This window comes from Desulfovibrio intestinivivus, from assembly GCF_053570665.1.
In genome coordinates, this window is the sequence record NZ_JBRBQT010000001.1 from 634,734 (window position 1) to 652,361 (window position 17,628).

Annotated in this window: 16 protein-coding genes; all 16 read left to right on the forward strand. The window is 58.8% G+C overall.

Annotation, left to right across the window (positions count from 1 at the left end; genetic code table 11):
* Positions 1-7: 7 nt before the first annotated feature.
* The 16 genes from dnaB (at position 8) to ACUZ9P_RS02835 (ending at position 17,552) form a co-directional block, all read left to right on the forward strand.
* Positions 8-1,504, forward strand: a complete 1,497-nt coding sequence (gene dnaB, locus ACUZ9P_RS02760; protein WP_449248563.1) for a replicative DNA helicase — start codon at positions 8-10, stop codon at positions 1,502-1,504.
* Positions 1,505-1,971: 467 nt separating this feature from the next.
* The gene (locus tag ACUZ9P_RS02765) at positions 1,972-2,238 is read left to right on the forward strand and encodes an RNA recognition motif domain-containing protein (RefSeq protein WP_022659825.1); all 267 of its coding nucleotides are present in this window, start codon (positions 1,972-1,974) and stop codon (positions 2,236-2,238) included.
* Between the two features lie 470 nt (positions 2,239-2,708).
* Complete coding sequence (locus ACUZ9P_RS02770; protein ID WP_449248564.1) at positions 2,709-2,954, forward strand: hypothetical protein; 246 nt, start codon at positions 2,709-2,711, stop codon at positions 2,952-2,954.
* A gap of 316 nt (positions 2,955-3,270) precedes the next feature.
* The gene (locus tag ACUZ9P_RS02775) at positions 3,271-5,085 is read left to right on the forward strand and encodes a putative nucleotidyltransferase substrate binding domain-containing protein (RefSeq protein WP_449248565.1); all 1,815 of its coding nucleotides are present in this window, start codon (positions 3,271-3,273) and stop codon (positions 5,083-5,085) included.
* Between the two features lies 1 nt (position 5,086).
* Complete coding sequence (locus ACUZ9P_RS02780) at positions 5,087-5,719, forward strand: 3'-5' exonuclease (protein WP_449248566.1); 633 nt, start codon at positions 5,087-5,089, stop codon at positions 5,717-5,719.
* A gap of 54 nt (positions 5,720-5,773) precedes the next feature.
* Entirely contained in the window at positions 5,774-6,088 is a 315-nt protein-coding gene (locus ACUZ9P_RS02785) for a DUF485 domain-containing protein (protein ID WP_298995883.1), read from the forward strand.
* Between the two features lie 5 nt (positions 6,089-6,093).
* Positions 6,094-7,794, forward strand: coding sequence for a cation acetate symporter (locus tag ACUZ9P_RS02790; protein WP_449248567.1), 1,701 nt, complete (start codon positions 6,094-6,096; stop codon positions 7,792-7,794).
* Positions 7,795-8,132: 338 nt separating this feature from the next.
* Positions 8,133-8,687, forward strand: coding sequence for a hypothetical protein (locus tag ACUZ9P_RS02795; protein ID WP_449248568.1), 555 nt, complete (start codon positions 8,133-8,135; stop codon positions 8,685-8,687).
* Between the two features lie 145 nt (positions 8,688-8,832).
* Entirely contained in the window at positions 8,833-9,312 is a 480-nt protein-coding gene (gene ahbB / locus ACUZ9P_RS02800; protein ID WP_449248569.1) for a siroheme decarboxylase subunit beta, read from the forward strand.
* 15 nt (positions 9,313-9,327) lie between these two features.
* Positions 9,328-10,599: a glutamate-1-semialdehyde 2,1-aminomutase gene (gene hemL, locus ACUZ9P_RS02805; RefSeq protein WP_449248570.1), complete on the forward strand. Its 1,272-nt coding sequence runs from the start codon at positions 9,328-9,330 to the stop codon at positions 10,597-10,599.
* 121 nt (positions 10,600-10,720) lie between these two features.
* The gene (locus ACUZ9P_RS02810) at positions 10,721-11,941 is read left to right on the forward strand and encodes a cobalt-precorrin 5A hydrolase (protein WP_449248571.1); all 1,221 of its coding nucleotides are present in this window, start codon (positions 10,721-10,723) and stop codon (positions 11,939-11,941) included.
* Positions 11,938-12,717, forward strand: coding sequence for a precorrin-3B C(17)-methyltransferase (cobJ, locus tag ACUZ9P_RS02815; RefSeq protein ID WP_449248572.1), 780 nt, complete (start codon positions 11,938-11,940; stop codon positions 12,715-12,717). The genes ACUZ9P_RS02810 and cobJ overlap by 4 nt, the downstream gene beginning before the upstream one ends.
* 97 nt (positions 12,718-12,814) lie before the next feature.
* On the forward strand, positions 12,815-13,201 hold the full coding sequence (locus tag ACUZ9P_RS02820) for a cytochrome c3 family protein (RefSeq protein ID WP_022659815.1): 387 nt from the start codon (positions 12,815-12,817) through the stop codon (positions 13,199-13,201).
* Between the two features lie 274 nt (positions 13,202-13,475).
* Positions 13,476-16,181, forward strand: coding sequence for a hypothetical protein (locus ACUZ9P_RS02825; protein WP_449248573.1), 2,706 nt, complete (start codon positions 13,476-13,478; stop codon positions 16,179-16,181).
* A gap of 458 nt (positions 16,182-16,639) precedes the next feature.
* Positions 16,640-16,810, forward strand: coding sequence for a hypothetical protein (locus ACUZ9P_RS02830; RefSeq protein ID WP_022659812.1), 171 nt, complete (start codon positions 16,640-16,642; stop codon positions 16,808-16,810).
* 1 nt (position 16,811) lies between these two features.
* A complete protein-coding gene (locus ACUZ9P_RS02835) occupies positions 16,812-17,552 on the forward strand; it encodes a ubiquinone/menaquinone biosynthesis methyltransferase (RefSeq protein WP_449248574.1) in 741 nt (246 codons plus the stop codon).
* Positions 17,553-17,628 lie beyond the last annotated feature (76 nt).

The following is a 17,628-nucleotide window of genomic DNA, read 5'->3' on the forward strand; positions in this document are numbered from 1 at the left end:
GGTTTGCGTGGTTTCCCGCAACGATAGCAATTCCGCCCCCGGCCACGCGGCCGGGGGCTCGCCTTTTGGGCAGGGCCGCAACAAAGACGGTCAGTCTCGCTCTTCAAACGCGCACAGCGCGGAAAAGGCCGAGGCCGACATTCTGCGGCGTGTGCCCCCCCACAGTGTTGAAGCCGAACAGGCTGTGCTCGGCGGCGTTTTCATGCGTCCCCAGCTCATGCACTCCATCGCAGACCAGCTCACTGACGAAGATTTTTACCTGCCCGCACACGCCACCATCTTCAAGGCGTTTCTAGAACTTTACCGCAAATCGGCCCCTCTCGACCTTATTGCCACCGCCGAGCAGCTCAAGAGCATGAACGCCCTTGAAGAAGCCGGAGGCGCGGTATATCTGGGCGAGCTGGCGCAGGCCGTTGTTTCCGGCGCCAATGCGGAATACTACGCCACCATAGTCCGCGACAAATCCTTGCAGCGCAGCCTGATCAACGCCTGCTCTGGCATCATAGTCAACTGCTACGATGCCACGCGCGAAGTCGGCGAATTGCTGGACGAATCCGAACAGGCGGTTTTTTCCATCTCGCAGCGCACCTCGGGCAAGGATTTTACCCCCACGCGCGAACTGCTGGAACGGGTATTCGACAAACTTTCCAAACTGGCCGATGCCAAGGACGTCATTACAGGCGTCACTACCGGCTATACCCGCCTGGACAAACTGACCGCCGGTCTGCAGCCCTCTGACCTCATTATTGTGGCGGCCCGCCCAAGTATGGGCAAGACGGCTTTTTCCATGTGCATGGCCATCAACGCTGCCGTGCGCCAGAACGTGCCCGTGGCTGTTTTTTCGCTCGAAATGAGCAAGGAGCAGCTCATGCAGCGCATGCTGGCCGTGTGGGGCAAGGTGGATCTTTCCAAGCTGCGCCGTCCCTCGCTGCTGACAGACGAAGACTGGCAGCGCCTCTATGACGCGGCGGACGTTGTGGCCCGTGCGCCCATATTTATTGACGACACCCCGGCCCTCACAACGCTTGAGTTGCGCGCACGCACCCGCCGCCTCAAGGCGGACAAAGGCCTTGGCATGGTGGTGGTGGACTACCTGCAGCTCATGCGCACAAGCCGCCGCACAGATTCGCGCGAACTGGAAATTTCGGATATTTCGCGCTCGCTCAAAGGCCTTGCCAAGGAAATGAACGTGCCCGTGGTTGCGCTTTCACAGCTTAACCGCAAGGTGGAAGAACGCAGCGACAAGCGCCCCATGCTTTCTGACCTTCGTGAATCTGGCGCTATCGAGCAGGACGCGGACGTTATCATGTTTGTGTACCGCGATGACGTGTACAAATTCCAGAAACCTGCCGACCGACCGCCCCAGGGCATTGCCGAAATCATTATCGGCAAGCAGCGCAACGGCCCGGTGGGCGTGGCCGAGCTTATGTATATGTCGCCCTACACTTCGTTTGAAGATATCGCGCCAGACTGGATGCCCCCGCCATCCGAGGGCGGATCCTAGCCATTTTCAGAGCCGTGCAACTGACGCAAAAGCTGTCGTTGTACGGCTTTTTAGCATCCTAATTGGTGCGACACTAATAATTACAGCCTGAACGTATTCCCCACGCAATAGCTTTCTATTTTAATGTTGGTTGAACAACCAACTCGATTGTTAGCAATGCATCTTCCCACTCTTTATCTTTTCAACGCCCGTTGTGTCCCTGCCATGTATTGAACATACGATGCCCACCGTGTTTTGAGATTCTTTGCACAATCTCCAGAAACTCATTCGTTTATTTCCACTTCCTCCTGTCCCACTGCGGGTTTGCGCCTTTTTTACTCGCGGTAATACGCAATACCAACTTTTTTTTGGCGATTCGTTGACAAGGCCGACAAAGCGTGTTTCCATGTTTTTCATGGGCCGCGTACCGGTAATACGTTTTACTGGGCGTAAGCGCGGGAAGATTGTTTTTTTTGAGAGGGTGTTTCATGTCTAAGTCCATCTATGTCGGGAACCTTCCTTGGTCTGCCACTGAAGAACAGGTCCAGGACCTTTTTGCCGAATACGGCAGCGTTCTGTCTGTGAAACTTGTTAGCGACAGGGATACCGGCCGTGCCCGCGGCTTTGGCTTTGTGGAAATGGAAGACGGCGAAGCCGACTCCGCCATTGAAGCTTTGGACAACTTCAGCTTTGGCGGTCGCACGCTGCGCGTGAACGAAGCCAAACCCAGAGCCCCGCGCCAGCCCCGCTACTAGGGCGCTGTAACGGACAAATATACGCCCCAACCGGGGCGTTTTTTGTTGCGCGCACCTCTTAGGGGTCGCCCAAGGGCGCTCCTGCACATTCTACGCGGCGGGGCTTTTCCGGTAGTCTCTGGCTGCCGAAAGCCCCGCCGCAGCATTTTTGCCTCCGAACGAAGCATCCGACAGATGTGCCTGCCCCATACCCCACAGGGGAGATGCTGGCCCTCCCTCGCGCCGCTGAACTCCCAGCCGCACTGCCAGCTTGCCCCTCTCCTGATGCCGTAAAGCTCATTGTTTGAAGCAACACGCTCTCGCACATGCCTGCTGCCCACGTTCCACGCAAGTGCCCCGGCATCACTCCTGCGCCCCCCTACGACTTGCCCCTCATGCGGCCAAAACTTCGCTCTGCTCAGCGCGGAGAAACGGCTGCGCCTCCCGCCTCCGCGTTCTCTTGCCCCTGAGTAAAAACAGACTGCATTGCTATGCAACAAGGCAAGGGCATTGTAGCCCTGCCTGAGGCCCTTGCCTGCAAAACCGCTACTCAACACACCCTCCAATTGCTTGTCGAGACGGAAGAAAGCCCACAGGCCTCAAAAGCCGCTACTATTGCATGCCTATTTTTCCTACTGAACCTGCATGCTCCAGCTACATATATTGCACACAATCCTGCTTACTGGATTGTTTATGTGTATAAAAATGATCATTTCAACAAAAAATTTTATTTATAATTTATTTTTATGAATATTAACGACTATAAAAAATAATTATTGCATGACTTAGGCTATTAATTGTAGTGTATTGATAATTTCAATAGCCAGTTTTATGTCAAATTTTGCTTTTTTAAATTGTATAAACAATCAATGAAATATTTCACATACATTGTTTACACATAATAATTCTGCTTTATTCATAAAGCACAATACGCTCATTGATTGAACAGTTTCTATCAATTGCAAACATAATTCGCACAACAGGTAAACAACGCAGGCACGGCACGGTCGGTAAAAATACAATCATACCGCAGAGACGCATTCGGGACTGACTATGCCAAACACCCGCTTTGACCTCACGCATCCCCCTTTTGATCTGCTGACTCTGGCAGAGGCATCTGCCCTGTCGGCCTCTGCCGATATTCTGTTTTTCAACAATGATCAGGAGATTCTTGCCTCGGGGAGTGAGGTTGATGTGCTCTATCTGGTCATGAAGGGCCTTGTTCGTGAAATGTCGGGCGAGGAAATTGTGGGGGCATACCGAGAGCACGAGGCCTTTGACTGTCGCGCTCTGGCCACAGGCAGAACGCGGCACAGGTTTGTGGCGCATGAAGAAGTGCTGCTTTGCGTGTTCCCTGGGCGGGAGGTGCTGGCCCTGACGGAAAAGAACTCGCTTTTCGGCGCGTACTTTTTTGCAACCGTGTCCGACAAGCTGGGTCAGCTTGCCCAAAGCCGCGACCGCCGCGAATGGCAGAGCCTTTTTGCGGTCAAGATCAGCGATGCCGGCTTTCGTCCCCCAATATTTGCCGAAGCAACGGATACCATTGCCCACGCCGCGCAACGCATGAAGGAAAGCCGGAGACGATCCATATTTGTGCACGATGGTTCCAGCACCGGGATTTTCACCACGGGCGACTTTTGCGACATCGTGGCCAACGCGGTTTCCAACCAGACCCCACTCAGGGCCTGCGCGCAGTTTTCCCTGCTGAGCTGCGAAAAGGACGACTACCTTTTCAATGCCCTGCTTCTCATGACCCGCCACAACATCCACCGCATTGTGGTGACGGACAAGGGGCAGCCTGTGGGAGTTCTGGCCATGATTGACCTGCTTTCCTATTTTTCCAACCATTCCCTGTCGATCGCGCGGCAGCTCGAGGCGGCCACCACACTGGCCGACCTGCACAGCGCCATGCGGGACATGGAAGCCCTGATAACAACCCTCGTTGCCCAGGGCATAAAAACGCCCCAGCTCGCGCGCCTTGTGCAGGTGCTCAACGCGCAGCTCATGGCCCGCCTCTGGCAGATGACGGCCACGCCCGCCGTATTTGCCGGGAGCGCCCTGCTTGCCCTTGGCTCCGAAGGCCGGGGCGAGCAGATACTGAAAACCGACCAGGACAACGCGCTGATCCTTGCGGAAGGCCTGGACGAAAAGGAGGTGGAACTCTCTGCAAACAGTTTTACGGAGCACATGCTCAGCCTTGGCTATCCGCCCTGCCCCGGCGACATGATGGTGAACCAGCCGCTCTGGAGGCACACGGTGCGCGGATGGGAACAGACCTTGCGTCAGTGGGCGGATTCCGCGCAGGGCGAGGGGCTTATGCATCTGGCAATTTTTCTGGATGCGGAAACAGTCTCCGGCCCAGCCTCATGGCTTGAGGCCTGCCGCAAGGCCTTGCGTTCGGCCCTGCACGATGATGCGGCGTGGTTTGCGCGCATGGCCCTGCCCATTGAACAGTTCCCCACCCGAGCAGGCGAAAGCGGTTTTTGGCGGCAACTGCTGAACCGCGAAAAAAACGCCCTGCTCGACATCAAGAAAGCGGGCATCTTCCCCATTGTCCACGGCACCCGCGTTCTGGCTCTGGAGGCGGGCATTGATGCCACCAACACCTTTGACCGACTGGAGGCCCTCACATCACGCAGTACTATTGAAAAATCACAGGCGGATGATCTGGCCGAATCTCTGGCCTTTCTGATGCGCCTGCGGCTGGACGCAGGCCTTGAAATGCTGCGCAAGGGGAACCCCCTGAGCAACGAGATTGATACGGCCTCCCTGTCCACCCTGGACAAAGACCTGTTGCAGGACGCCCTTCAGGTGGTCAAGCGCTTCAAACGCATGATCAACCAGCGCTACGGGCTGGACAGGTTCTGAAATGCAAAACACCTGGATACAGGCCGTAGCGCGCCGCTGGCGCATGCGCGGCCTGCGGGAACCCTACCGTTCCCTGCTGGATCAGGATGACGGCCTGCTTGTGAGCATTGACTGCGAAACAACCTCGCTCAATGTGAAGGAAGCGGAGCTATTATCCATCGCCGCCGTCTGCATAGACGGCAGGCGTCTTTGCACCAGAGACGCCTTTTACGCGCTGATAACGCCGCAGCATGCCCCTGACGGGCAGAATGTGCGCGTGCACGGGTTGCGCCCGTGTGATTTCAGCACGGGTCTGCCGCTTCAGGATGTGTTGTCGGCTTTTCTTCAGTTTGTCAGAGGCAGAACACTGGTGGGCTATTATCTGCAATACGACCTTGCAGTGTTGAACAAAAACTTGAGGCCACTGATGGGGGCAGCATTGCCAAACAGTCGCATAGAGGTTTCAGGCCGCTATTACGACTGGCGATTTGCGCAATATCCTGGCGCCTACATTGATCTGCGATGGGAAACGATGGCCAGAAACCTTCGCCTACCCACGCTGCCAAGGCACGATGCCATGAACGACGCCATAACAGCCGCCATGATGTATCTGGCGCTGCAATCGCGCGGATACGGCGCACACAGGCTCCCATAACGTCCAATGTCTGCGCAAAAGACATTGCGGACAAAAGTATGCGAGGAGGGAACAATGGCCTCAGAACTGACGCAGCGAATCGAAAAAAATACGCAATACCAGCACTTGATCAAGACGCGCAACGCCCTTGGCTGGCGCCTCACGCTTGTGGTTTTTGCCGCATATTACTGTTTTATTCTGGTTGTCGCCTTTGACAAGCAGCTCTTTGCCACACCTCTTGCAGCAGGAATGACGACGACATGGGGCATCCCTCTGGGCATCGGCATCATCCTGCTGACCGTTGTGCTTACGGCGGTCTACGTTCGCAAGGCCAACAACGAATTTGACCCTGCGCTCAAGCAGATTCTTGAAAAAGAGGTGCAGTCATGAGGGGCATGAGCACGTGCACATCCGACCATAAGTTCGGGCGACACAAACCCGCCTCAACATTTTTCATGGCTCTTTTTGTCGCCCTGCAGCCCGGCATTGCGTTGGCGGCGGGCGTCATAGAAGAAACGCAAAAGCAGAACACCGACTGGACAGCCATCATCATGTTCACCATTTTTGTCGGTGCATCGCTGTGGATAACCAAGTGGGCCGCCAAGCGCACCCGCTCCGCTGCGGATTTTTACACGGCAGGCGGCGGCATCACGGGCTTTCAGAACGGCCTTGCCATCGCGGGCGACTTTATGTCGGCGGCCTCCTTTCTGGGCATTTCAGCCGCAGTCATGGCAACGGGTTTTGACGGCCTGATCTACGCAATCGGCTTTCAGGTGGGCTGGCCGCTCATAACCTTCATGCTGGCGGAGCGCCTGCGCAATCTTGGGCGCTTCACCTTTGCAGATGTGGTGGCCTACAGGCTCCAGCAGGTGCCTGTGCGCATATTTGCCGCATCGGGCACCCTGGTTGTGGTACTGTTCTATCTTATTGCGCAGATGGTGGGCGCGGGGCAACTCATCAAGCTGCTCTTCGGGCTTGATTACCACTATGCGGTGGTTATCGTGGGTCTGCTCATGATGGCCTATGTGCTTTTTGGCGGCATGACGGCGACCACGTGGGTGCAGATCATCAAGGCCTGCCTGCTGCTCGGCGGGGCCTCGTTCATGGCCTTTATGGTCATGGCCCAGTATGATTTCAGCCCCGAAAAACTTTTCACCGCCGCTGTGGGCATCAAAAAAAGCGCGGCCATCATGGGGCCGGGCGGCTTTGTCAAAGACCCTGTTTCGGCCATTTCGCTCGGCATTGCCCTCATGTTCGGCACGGCTGGTCTGCCGCACATCCTGATGCGCTTTTTTACCGTGCCGGACGCCAGGGAAGCCAGAAAAAGCGTGCTCTGGGCAACCACATGGATCGGCTATTTCTACATCTTGACCTTCATCATCGGCTTCGGGGCCATAGTGTTTGTGAGCACCAATCCCGAATTCCTCGATGCAAACGGCGTTTTACGCGGGGGCGGCAACATGGCTGCCGTGCATCTGGCCAACGCCATTGGCGGCAATATCTTTCTTGGCTTTATGTCAGCGGTGGCATTTGCCACCATTCTGGCAGTGGTGGCGGGGCTGACGCTCTCGGGCGCGTCTGCCGTTGCGCACGATCTGTACGCCTCCGCCCTCAAAAAGGGTACGGCCAGCTCCAGCGAGGAACTTAAGATATCCAAGCTGACAACCCTGGCCCTCGGCATCATCGCCATGTTTCTGGGCATTGTGTTTGAAAAACAGAACGTGGCCTTCATGGTGTCTCTGGCCTTTGCCATTGCGGCCTCGGCCAACTTCCCGGCCCTGATCCTCTCGGTGCTGTGGAAGGGCTGCACCACCAGAGGGGCTGTTGCCGGGGGCTTTACGGGCCTGCTGGCCGCGCTGGTCATGACCATGCTCTCGGATGCCGTGTGGGTGGCGACCTTGGGCAATCCGCCAGGCTCCGCGCCTTTTCCGTATTCCTCCCCGGCCATTTTTTCCATGCCCCTGGCCTTTTTGTGCATATGGGTAGTGTCCATATGCGATCAGTCCCCGCAGGCGCAGAAGGAAAGGGAGGCTTTTGCCGACCAGAAAATCCGGTCTGAAACCGGCCTTGGAGCTTTCAAGCCCACGGCGCATTAATTCAAGCAAGCGCCTGTCCCTCACCAAGGCCGTGCATGGGGCAGCGTTAGCCTTGCAGCGGTCATCAAACAGCCTGCCCGCCCGAAAACAGATATTTTTCGAGCGGGCAGGCTCATCGATTTTGTAAACCACATCCGCAAAAGCAACACGGCATTGCAGGGCATCTTATTTTGCGGAGCGCGACTGCGTCTGCCAACGCATTCCGGTTGCGTCGCTTTTCTTTGCGGGCTTGCCTTGCCGACTGCTGCAAATTTTGCCATGATGTTCATGACGCTTCTGCCGGTTTTTTTGGCCCTTATACCCTTGTCCGGCGCAACAATCCTTTGAGGAGGGCATCCATGCTTACCCCCAACCAGTGTGTGCTTTACAGCGGCGGCGCCGCAGGAACAGAGCAGTTTTTCGGCGCTTTGGCCGAAAGCTGGGGTATGGAAGAAGTAAACTACAGCTTTGAAGGTCACCAGATCGAACGTACGCGCGGCGTGCGGGTGCTCACCTCTGAAGAACTGGCCCTCAAGGATGTCAGCCTGACCTACATTTCGCGTCTCATGAGCCGCGAATACACGCGCGCGCCCCTTTTCCGCAAAGTCTTGCAGTCCATCTGCTGGCAGGTCAGCAGCGGCGAGCAGATCATCGTTATCGGCTCAGTCCAGCCTGACGGTACCGTCAAGGGCGGCACCGGGTGGGGGGCCGAATTCGCCAAGATATGCAACAAGCCCCTGCTTGTTTTTGATCAGCCCAAGAATGCCTGGTTGTTCTGGAACAAAGACAACTGGACCCAGACAGACGAACCCATGATCACCCATGCCCATTTTGCCGCCACCGGCACGCGTTTTCTTGAAGACAATGGCCGTATCGCCATTCAAGACCTGTTTGCGCGTTCTTTTTCGCGCTAAAGCAGAATACTATTGTCAATGCACTAGAAAGATAATCCGCTTCTGCTGCAACGGCCCCTGGTTCGCAAACGACCCGGGGGCCGTGCTTGCGGCATGTACCCCACCTGCCGCAGGCTGCGCCTCAGCCCATAGTATCGGAGAATTCATGAGCCGTCAGTTTACCCCCGCAGAGCAAGCCGTGTTGCGCATCGTGCAGGACAACCTGCCTGATTCGCTCACGCCCTACGCAGATATTGCCGAAAAGGCAGGAATGACAGAAGTCCAGGTGCTTGAGCTGCTTGGCTCGCTCAAGGAATCCGGGGCAATCCGCCGTTTTGGAGCCAGCATCAAACACCAGAAAACCGGCTGGACGCACAACGCCATGGTGGCCTGGAAGATCGACGCCGATCTGGTGGAACAGTGCGGCACGCAGGCCTCCCTGCACGACCATATCTCCCATGTCTACTACCGCCCGAGTTCCGCGCCCGACTGGCCGTATGAACTCTACACCATGATTCATGGCCGCAGCGAGGCCGAGTGCCTTGGCGTGGTGGAAGACCTCAAGCGTGATACCCTGCTGCGCGAGCATGCCGTGCTGCGCAGCCTCAAGGAACTGAAAAAAATTTCCATGACCTATTTTGCCTGATACAAGGAGCCTTTGATGGATACCACTTCTCGGCAGCTTTTTGAAAAGGCCTGCGCTGTTATTCCCGGCGGCGTCAACAGCCCTGTGCGCGCCTGCCACAACGTGGACAGCCAGCCCCTGTTCATAGCCGAAGCTCACGGCTGCCGGATTACCGACGTGGACGGCCACGAGTATATCGACTTTGTACTCTCCTGGGGTCCCATGATCCTTGGGCATGACGAGCCTTCCGTCACCCAGGCCGTGTGCGAGGCCGCCAAACGCGGCACCAGCTACGGCGCTCCCTGCCCGGCGGAAGTAACTCTGGCCGAAGAAGTGGTCGCCGCCATGCCCAGCCTTGAAATGGTGCGCATGGTCAACTCCGGCACAGAGGCCACCATGAGCGCCCTGCGCCTGGCCCGCGCCGCCACCAAGAGGGACAAGGTGCTCAAGTTTGTGGGCTGCTACCACGGCCACGCCGATCCATTCCTCGCCGCCGCAGGTTCCGGCCTTGCCACGTTCTCCATTCCCGGCACTCCCGGCGTACCCGCAGCAGTTGTGGCCGACACCCTGCTTGCGCCTTACAACGACATTGATGCGGTCAAGGCCATCTTTGAGCAGCACGGCGCGAGCATTGCCGCCATCATTGTGGAACCTGTGGCCGCCAACATGGGTCTTGTGCTGCCCAAGCCCGGCTTTCTTGAAGGCCTGCGCTCCGTCTGCGACCAGTACGGCAGCCTGCTCATTTTTGACGAAGTCATCACCGGCTTTCGCGCGGCCTTTGGCGGCGCGCAGGCCCGCTTCAGCATAGACCCCGACCTCACAACCTTTGGCAAGATTATTGGCGGCGGTCTGCCCGTGGGTGCCTTTGGCGGCAAGCGCCGTTACATGGAACTCATCGCGCCCAGAGGCGGCGTGTATCAAGCGGGTACGCTTTCAGGCAACCCGCTGGCAATGGCTGCTGGCATAGCCACCCTGCGCTACCTCAAAACCGCTGACTACGCGGCACTTGAAAAGCGTACCCATGCCTTTGCCATGGAACTGCGCGACATTCTGGCATCCAAGGGCGTGCCGATTCAGATGCCCACCCTTGCTTCCATGTTCTGCCCCTATTTCAGCGAGCAGGAAGTCACGGATTTTGCCACCGCCACGCTGTGTGATCAGGCGCTTTTCACCACGTTCTACAAACAGATGCGCGCTCACGGCATCTACCTTGCGCCTTCCGGCTACGAGACTGGCATGGTTTCCTTTGTCCACACGGACGAGGATTTCAACAAGGCCTTGGACGCTGCCCGCAAGGTCATTTTTTAAGTCAAAACAGCAAGAAGGGGACCTCGCATGCGGGGTTCCCTTCTTTATTTTCTCCACGCAGCGGCATCCGCCCGTATCCCTGTCGCTGCGCGTCACCAGACAGGCAGCCGAGGGAGGCCCCTTGCACAGTCCCCGCCGAATCACAGCGCTTGCCTGCTATGCGCTCAGCCAGTCTGCCCTGCCTCTGGCGCAGCGTCTGGCGGACTGCCTTGCGATCAAACCGTGGGGTCTGCCCGGTCAACTCCAGCATCCCGCACGTCCGGCCCAGCCATCAGAGCACCCAGCCCCCGGCAAGCCCTCCGGTCTGGCCCGTGTGGAAATTTTCGCCCCATCGCGATTTTGCCCTGCGGGGGTTACGCCCTTTGAAAAAATCGGCTCCCTGCTGGCGGCAACCTATAAAAATTTTGCGGCGCATGCCTTCATCGGCGCAACGGGCATAGCCGTACGCGCGCTTGCGCCCCTGCTGGCGCACAAGAGCACCGATGCCCCTGTGATCGTACTTGATCCTGCGGGGCAGCACGTCATAAGCCTGCTCTCCGGCCACTGGGGCGGAGCCAACGAACTGGCCAGCCATGTGGCCAATCTGCTCGGGGCAACGGCAGTTATCACCACTGCATCGGACACAGCCTCCAATGCGCCCGGAGCAGGGACAAATCAGCCCCGCAAGGCCGCTCCTGCGCTGGATATGCTCCTGCGCAACGCGGGGCTGCTCCCCGTGGACTGGAACCGCCTGCCCGCAGCGCAGGCCGCCATGATTGAAGGGGAAAGCCTGGGGCTTTGGGATCCCTGCCATGTCGTGCCGGATCATCCCCAGTTGCAGCGCCTGCCCGCAGGTGAGGCCCATGCCACGCCGCCAGAACACCGCGGCCCCCTGGTTGCGGCGCACTGGCGCGAGCTTGCACCGAGCCCCGCAATCTTGCGTGTGGCTGTTCCCCGGCTGGTCATAGGGCTGGGTTGCCGCAAAAACGCGCCCGGCGATATGGTGGAAACCGCCACGCGCAAGCTGTTGGCGGCCCAAGGGCTTGAACCTTTGGCTGTGGCGGCGCTGGCGACCGTGAAAGAAAAATTGCAGGAGCCCGCTCTGCTGGCCCTTGCCGAGCGGCTGGGCGTTCCTTTACATGGCTTTGAAGCCGCCGACCTCGCACGCTGCCCTACGCCCAACCCGTCCGCAGCGGCTGGCAGGCGCTTTAACCAGCCACCTTTCAGCGTTTGTGAGGCCGCGGCCCTGCTGGCGGCAGCGCAGATTTTTCCGGCGGGCGCGCCTCGCCTGCTCCTCCCCAAAACTATCGAACAAGGCCAGTTGACTCTGGCCCTAGCCATCTCGGACAGGATTGAACGATGAACCCAGCCAGTCTGCATGTTGTCGGCCTCGGCCCAGGCGATGCCGCATGTCTTACCCCTCAGGCCCGCACGGCCATAGCAAATGCATCCTGCGTGGCTGGCTACAGCCTCTACATGGAACTGGTGCCGCCGGAACTGCTGGCAGGCAAGCAGTGCATCAGCACCGGCATGCGGCACGAGGAAGAACGCTGCGCGGCGGCGGTGGACGCAGCTCTGTCAGGCAAGCCCACGGCCCTTGTTTGCTCTGGCGACCCCGGCATCTATGCGTTGGCGGGTCTGGCCCTCGAGATTCTGGAAAGCCGGGGGCTTGTGGGCAGTGTGCCCTTCAATGTTGTGCCGGGCGTTCCGGCGGTCTGCGCGGCGGCAGCCCTGCTGGGCGCTCCCCTGATGCACGATTTTGCCTGCATCAGCCTGAGCGACCTGCTCACGCCGTGGGAAACCATTGAACGCAGGCTCCACGCGGCCCTTGAGGCCGATTTTGTCTGCGCTATCTATAATCCCCGTTCCAAGGGGCGGCCCCACCATCTGGAACAGGCTCTTGAAATTGCCCGGCAATTCCGCGCGCCGCACTGCCCTGTAGGGCTTGTGCGCAAGGCCTTTCGTCCCGGCGAAGAAGCCCGCGTGTTCCGCCTTGACCAGTTTGACCCGGAACAGGTCGACATGCTCTCCATACTCATCATCGGCAATGCAGAAAGCCGGGCGTTGGGGAACTTCATGCTCACCCCCAGAGGTTACGCGCGAAAAAAGAGTTCCAATCTCGGCAACTTATCAAAATAGTTGGAATGTCATTTTCCCATAGTCATTGACTTACCGTAATGAGGGCCGTAAAATCACACCAATTTGTTCTCATCTGCCGCACAAAAGGAGGTCTGCCGTGAAGAAAGTTCTGGTTCTTACCTGTATCATGGTGTTTGCCCTGGCCCTGCCCGCGCTTGCAGCGCCCGCCGCTCCTGACAAACCGCTGGAATTCAAGGGTTCCCAAAAGACCGTTATGTTCCCGCACGCTGTGCATGCCAAGGTTGAATGCGTTACCTGTCACCATCAGGTTGACGGCAAGGAAAGCTTTGCCAAGTGCGGCAGCTCCGGTTGCCACGATGACCTCGCAGGCAAGCAGGGTGAAAAGAGCCTGTACTATGTTGTGCACACCAAGAAAGAACTCAAGCACACCAACTGCATCGGCTGCCACTCCAAGGTTGTGGAAGGAAAGCCCGAACTCAAGAAAGACCTGACCGCCTGCGCCAAGTCCAAGTGCCATCCGTAGGTCTGCTTGGCTGCCTTGCTTCAAAAGCCGCCTCTGGGCGGCTTTTTTGTTGGCTTGCCGACCTTACCACTGATGACAATAGTTCCTGACTGTTTCCCGGCCAGACTTTTTTTGCAAAATCACGGCAGAAGGCAATTCTGGCGCAAAGAGTTTTGTCCTATTTGCGTCTTTTGCCATAAACTGATACGAAAAACTGTCGTTTTTGCAGTATGAAACGATGTATTTTGCATGACTCCGGCCGTTGGCCGCTGCACATAACCCCATGAGGTGGCGCATGGTTGCCAAGAACACCGCTGAAACCGATGACCAGATCATCGATCTCACAGAACTGATCGAAAAAGGCGAAGTTCCGGCAAACGATCCGTCCGAGCAGCCCCAGGCCGCTGCCGCCCCCGAGGTGGAAGCAGATCAGGAGGCGCTGAACGAGCACCTGCGCGGCCTCAACGATGGTTCAACTGCTGCGGATGCAGAAATTGACGACCTGCTCGCCCAGATGGATATCAAGGACGAAGGCCAGGACGCCCCCAATGACGTGGCGCTGGACTTCTCCGCTCCGTCCACGCTGACCGATCATCCCATTGACCCCAATGAGCAGTTGCACATGCCGGGCATGGGCGATGTGGACAGTCTGCTCAATTCCCTTGATATCCCCCCGCAGCCGTCGGAAAGGGAAACGGAAATTGCCGCACCTGCCAGCGCTAACCAGGCCGCAAGCCCGGCAACAAATCCAGCCGCCGATGATGCCGTGGACGCCCTGCTGAACGATTTTCACGCTGCTGCGCCTGCGCCTCAAGCGCCTGCTGAACCGCAAAACAGTATTCCTGATCTGGACGAACTGCTGGCATCTGTGAGTGCCGCCCCGGCCACCGGAAACACAAGCGATATTGACGACCTGCTCAACGCTGGCAACCTCGCAGCCCCAAAGGCCGAACCTGCGACAGCAGCACCTTCCGCTGCGCCCGCTGCGCAAAGCCCAGCCTTTTCCAACGATGATCTCGACAACCTGCTGGCTGCTGCGGCCAATGGGCTGGATGTGGCCCCGAGCCCTGCGCAGACCACCGCTCCGGCCCCCCATGCTGCGGCTCCGGCTCCGACACCTGCGGCAACACCAGCACCCGCTGCCAGCCCAGACATGGGGGTGGATATAGACAGCTTGCTGGCTGCCGCCGCTAATGATTTGCAGAGCAAGCTTGACGTGGCTCAGCCAGAAGCGGCCCCCGCGCCGCAACCGGCTCCCGCTCCTGCGGCATCTCCAGCGGCTGCCCCTGCGGCAAGCCCAGATATGACTGCCGACCTCGGCGTGGATATCGACAGTCTGCTGGCTGCCGCCGCTGACGATTTGCAGAGCAAGCTTGACGCTGCCCAGCCAGAAGCGGCTCCCGCGCCGCAACCGGCTCCCGCTCCTGCGGCAGCTCCAGCGGCTGCCCCTGCGGCTGCCCCTGCGGCAAACCCAGATATGACTGCCGACCTCGGAGTGGATATCGACAGCTTGCTGGCTGCCGCCGCCGACGATTTGCAGAGCAAGCTTGACGTGGCTCAGCCAGAAGCGGCCCCCGCGCCGCAACCGGCTCCCGCTCCTGCGGCAACGCCTGCGGCTGCCCCTGCGGCAAGCCCTGATATAGCTGCCGACCTCGGCGTGGATATCGACAGTCTGCTGGCTGCCGCCGCGGACGACTTGCAGAGCAAGCTTGATGCTGCCCAGCCAGAAGCGGCCCCCGCGCCTGCCCCCGCGCCTGCCTCGGAACCTCAGCCCGATCTGAATGCAGACCTCGACAGCCTGCTGGCTGCTGTGACAGGCGGTGCGGCCCCTGCCGCTGAACCGCAGGAAGACATTTCCGATGTTCTGCTCCACCCCGAGCTGGAACTCATGACTGACGCCCAGCCAGAGCTTGTTGCTGAAGCATTGCCCGACTCTTTGCCGGAACAGGCTGTGGAACTGCCCACAGATTTTGACGCGCTGTTGGCCGCCGCTGCGGACCAGGCCGCCACAGACCATGCGGATGTGGCCCCGGCTGCTGCCCCCCCTGCGGATGCCACCCCGGCTGACATGCAGGACATCATGGCCGACGCCTCCGCTCAGGCAGAATCCGATGCATTTGAGGCTGTTGCCGCTGCTGAACCAGCGCAGGCCGATGACCTTCCCCTGCTTGAACCCGATGAAATCCTGCCGCCGGATGCCGACGTGCAGGCCGAGCCTTCCGTGGATGAACCTGCCGAAGTGGAACCAGCCGGAGCCGACCCTTTCGCGGCCGAGCCTGCCGAAGTGGAAACTACCGAAGTGGAGCCTGCGGCGGCGGATATGCCGGAAAGCGCCGGGCCGTTCGCTTATGAACCTGCATTCAGGCCTCAGGCGGCCCCTGTTGCGGATTCGACAGAGATGACAACTGACGTTGCCGCCGCAGCTGTGTCCGGCGCAGCCCTTGAGGCTGTCATGGAACAGGCCAAAGAGGCCTCGTCCCACGCCATTGACGCCTTTGCCCAGGCTTTTGACGCCTCCACGCGCGCGGCAGACGCTGCCGAAACAGCCAGCAAGCTTACGGAACGCGTTGAGCAGTGCGAAGCCGCGCTTCAGGAAGCCGGGGATCGCATCATTGCGCTGGAAACCGCGCTGGAAGCGCAAATTCACGCATCGCATGAGCTGGCCGCCAGCAGCCTGCCCCGTCAGGAACTGGAAGACATGTTTGTCGAGGGCCATCCCCTGCATCAGAGCCTTATGGATTGCATCGCCAAGGCGGTTGCCGCAGCCCTTGCATCTGCCCCGGCCCCGCCGACCGAACATGACGATGCGCAATCGCTTGTGGAAGAGAGCCTGCAACCCGTTGTCACTGCCGCCCGCAGCGCCACGGCGCGCATAGATGCCCTTGAAACACGGCTGGATGCCCTTGAACCGCGCTTCAACGACAGGGTGGAACGGGCCGCTGCTGCTGCGGCGGCGCGTATACTGCGCGAAGAGATCGGCAGACTGCTCGAAGATCAGTAGGGGGCTTTTTGCCCTATGCGGCGGGCCGCATTCAGGCCGCAAGCAGCCGCCCGAACCATTCCGGGTTGTTGGCGCGGGTTGGCAGCATAACTGCCCGTCTGCACTGCGCGATTTTTGGAGTAATCCCCTTGGCAACGTGCCTGCAAGCCGGACCAGCTTCATCCCTTGCCTGAGGCCCGGCTCCAATCGCTGCTTCGCTGACAACAGGAATTTCAAGGTAAAAGGCTCCAGGCGCACAGACATGTCGGCCTTGCCAATGGCAGGCGGAACGCATATGCTGTTGCGCGGTTTCGCGGGCGCTGCCCCGCGATTCTCAATCAATAAAACAAAGGGGCGGGGGCTGTTGCTTCCGTTTCTTAACCCGTCCAGGCAATACCCGCTGTGGGTCACGGCCGTTCCCCAAAGGGGCGGGTTTTTCATATTTGCCGCGCCCGTCAGGGCCGGAAGCTGAGGCCCACATGGATAAGGATCGCAAGGAAGCCCTTCAGGTTGCCAAGGAACTGACCGCCAAATTCATAGAAACGCGCACGGTTTCCCCCAGCAATTTTGCTGAGGTATTTCCTTCGGTCTATCGTGTTGTCTGCGCCGCTATCGGTGTGGACACCGACCAGGACAAGGCCGGGAAATAACGTGGAATCTCCCCGCAACACCGCTACGGAAACTGTTGTCAAACCTGCGCACGATGCGGCTGTGGCAGGGATGTTTGGCCGTATTGTGCCTTTTTATGACCTGCTGAACCGCGTGCTCAGCCTCGGGCTTGATCAGTACTGGCGCAAGGTGCTGGCGCAAAACGTGCGCCTGGGCGATACCGGGCGCGTACTGGATCTGGCGGCTGGCACGCTGGATGTTTCCCTTGCCATTCGCCGCCGCCACCCCTCGGCCATTGTTCCGGCCATGGATTTTTGCCCGCCCATGCTGGTGCGCGGCAGCCGCAAACTCAAGGACGTCAACGCCCGCAGCATTCTGCCTGTTGCCGCAGACGCCAAGCGCCTGCCCCTGCCCGATGCTTCTGTTGACTGCATTACCATTGCCTTTGGCATCCGCAATATTCTGCCCCGCGAGGCGGCTTTTGCCGAAATGCTGCGCGTTCTGCGCCCCGGCGGCAGGGCCTGCATTCTTGAATTCGGTTCCGGGCAGGAGCGCATCTGGGGTGGCCTGTACAACGTATATCTCAACCACCTGCTGCCCAGGGTTGGCAAAGTATTTTCAAAAGATCCGGGCGCGTACGAGTACCTTGCCGATACCATCCGCAAGTTTCCCTCGGCCCTCAGCCTTGAAAAAGAAATGCGCGCCGCGGGCTTTGAACGTGCCTGGCACGAAAAGCTCACTTCCGGCATTGTCTGCCTGCATGTGGGTGAAAAAGCGCGCTAGATCAGATTGGCGCGAAAAAATATGCCGTTTTCACGACGCATTGCACAGGCGGCATCTGAAGGCTCGCCGGGCGGCA

Coding starts and splice junctions, on each gene's coding strand:
- ACUZ9P_RS02765 (WP_022659825.1), top strand. CDS start 1,972: ATGTCTAAGTCCATCTATGTCGGGAACCTTCCTTGGTCTGCCACTGAA.
- ACUZ9P_RS02770 (WP_449248564.1), top strand. CDS start 2,709: ATGCAACAAGGCAAGGGCATTGTAGCCCTGCCTGAGGCCCTTGCCTGC.
- ACUZ9P_RS02775 (WP_449248565.1), top strand. CDS start 3,271: ATGCCAAACACCCGCTTTGACCTCACGCATCCCCCTTTTGATCTGCTG.
- ACUZ9P_RS02780 (WP_449248566.1), top strand. CDS start 5,087: ATGCAAAACACCTGGATACAGGCCGTAGCGCGCCGCTGGCGCATGCGC.
- ACUZ9P_RS02785 (WP_298995883.1), top strand. CDS start 5,774: ATGGCCTCAGAACTGACGCAGCGAATCGAAAAAAATACGCAATACCAG.
- ACUZ9P_RS02790 (WP_449248567.1), top strand. CDS start 6,094: ATGAGCACGTGCACATCCGACCATAAGTTCGGGCGACACAAACCCGCC.
- ACUZ9P_RS02795 (WP_449248568.1), top strand. CDS start 8,133: ATGCTTACCCCCAACCAGTGTGTGCTTTACAGCGGCGGCGCCGCAGGA.
- ahbB (WP_449248569.1), top strand. CDS start 8,833: ATGAGCCGTCAGTTTACCCCCGCAGAGCAAGCCGTGTTGCGCATCGTG.
- hemL (WP_449248570.1), top strand. CDS start 9,328: ATGGATACCACTTCTCGGCAGCTTTTTGAAAAGGCCTGCGCTGTTATT.
- cobJ (WP_449248572.1), top strand. CDS start 11,938: ATGAACCCAGCCAGTCTGCATGTTGTCGGCCTCGGCCCAGGCGATGCC.
- ACUZ9P_RS02825 (WP_449248573.1), top strand. CDS start 13,476: ATGGTTGCCAAGAACACCGCTGAAACCGATGACCAGATCATCGATCTC.
- ACUZ9P_RS02830 (WP_022659812.1), top strand. CDS start 16,640: ATGGATAAGGATCGCAAGGAAGCCCTTCAGGTTGCCAAGGAACTGACC.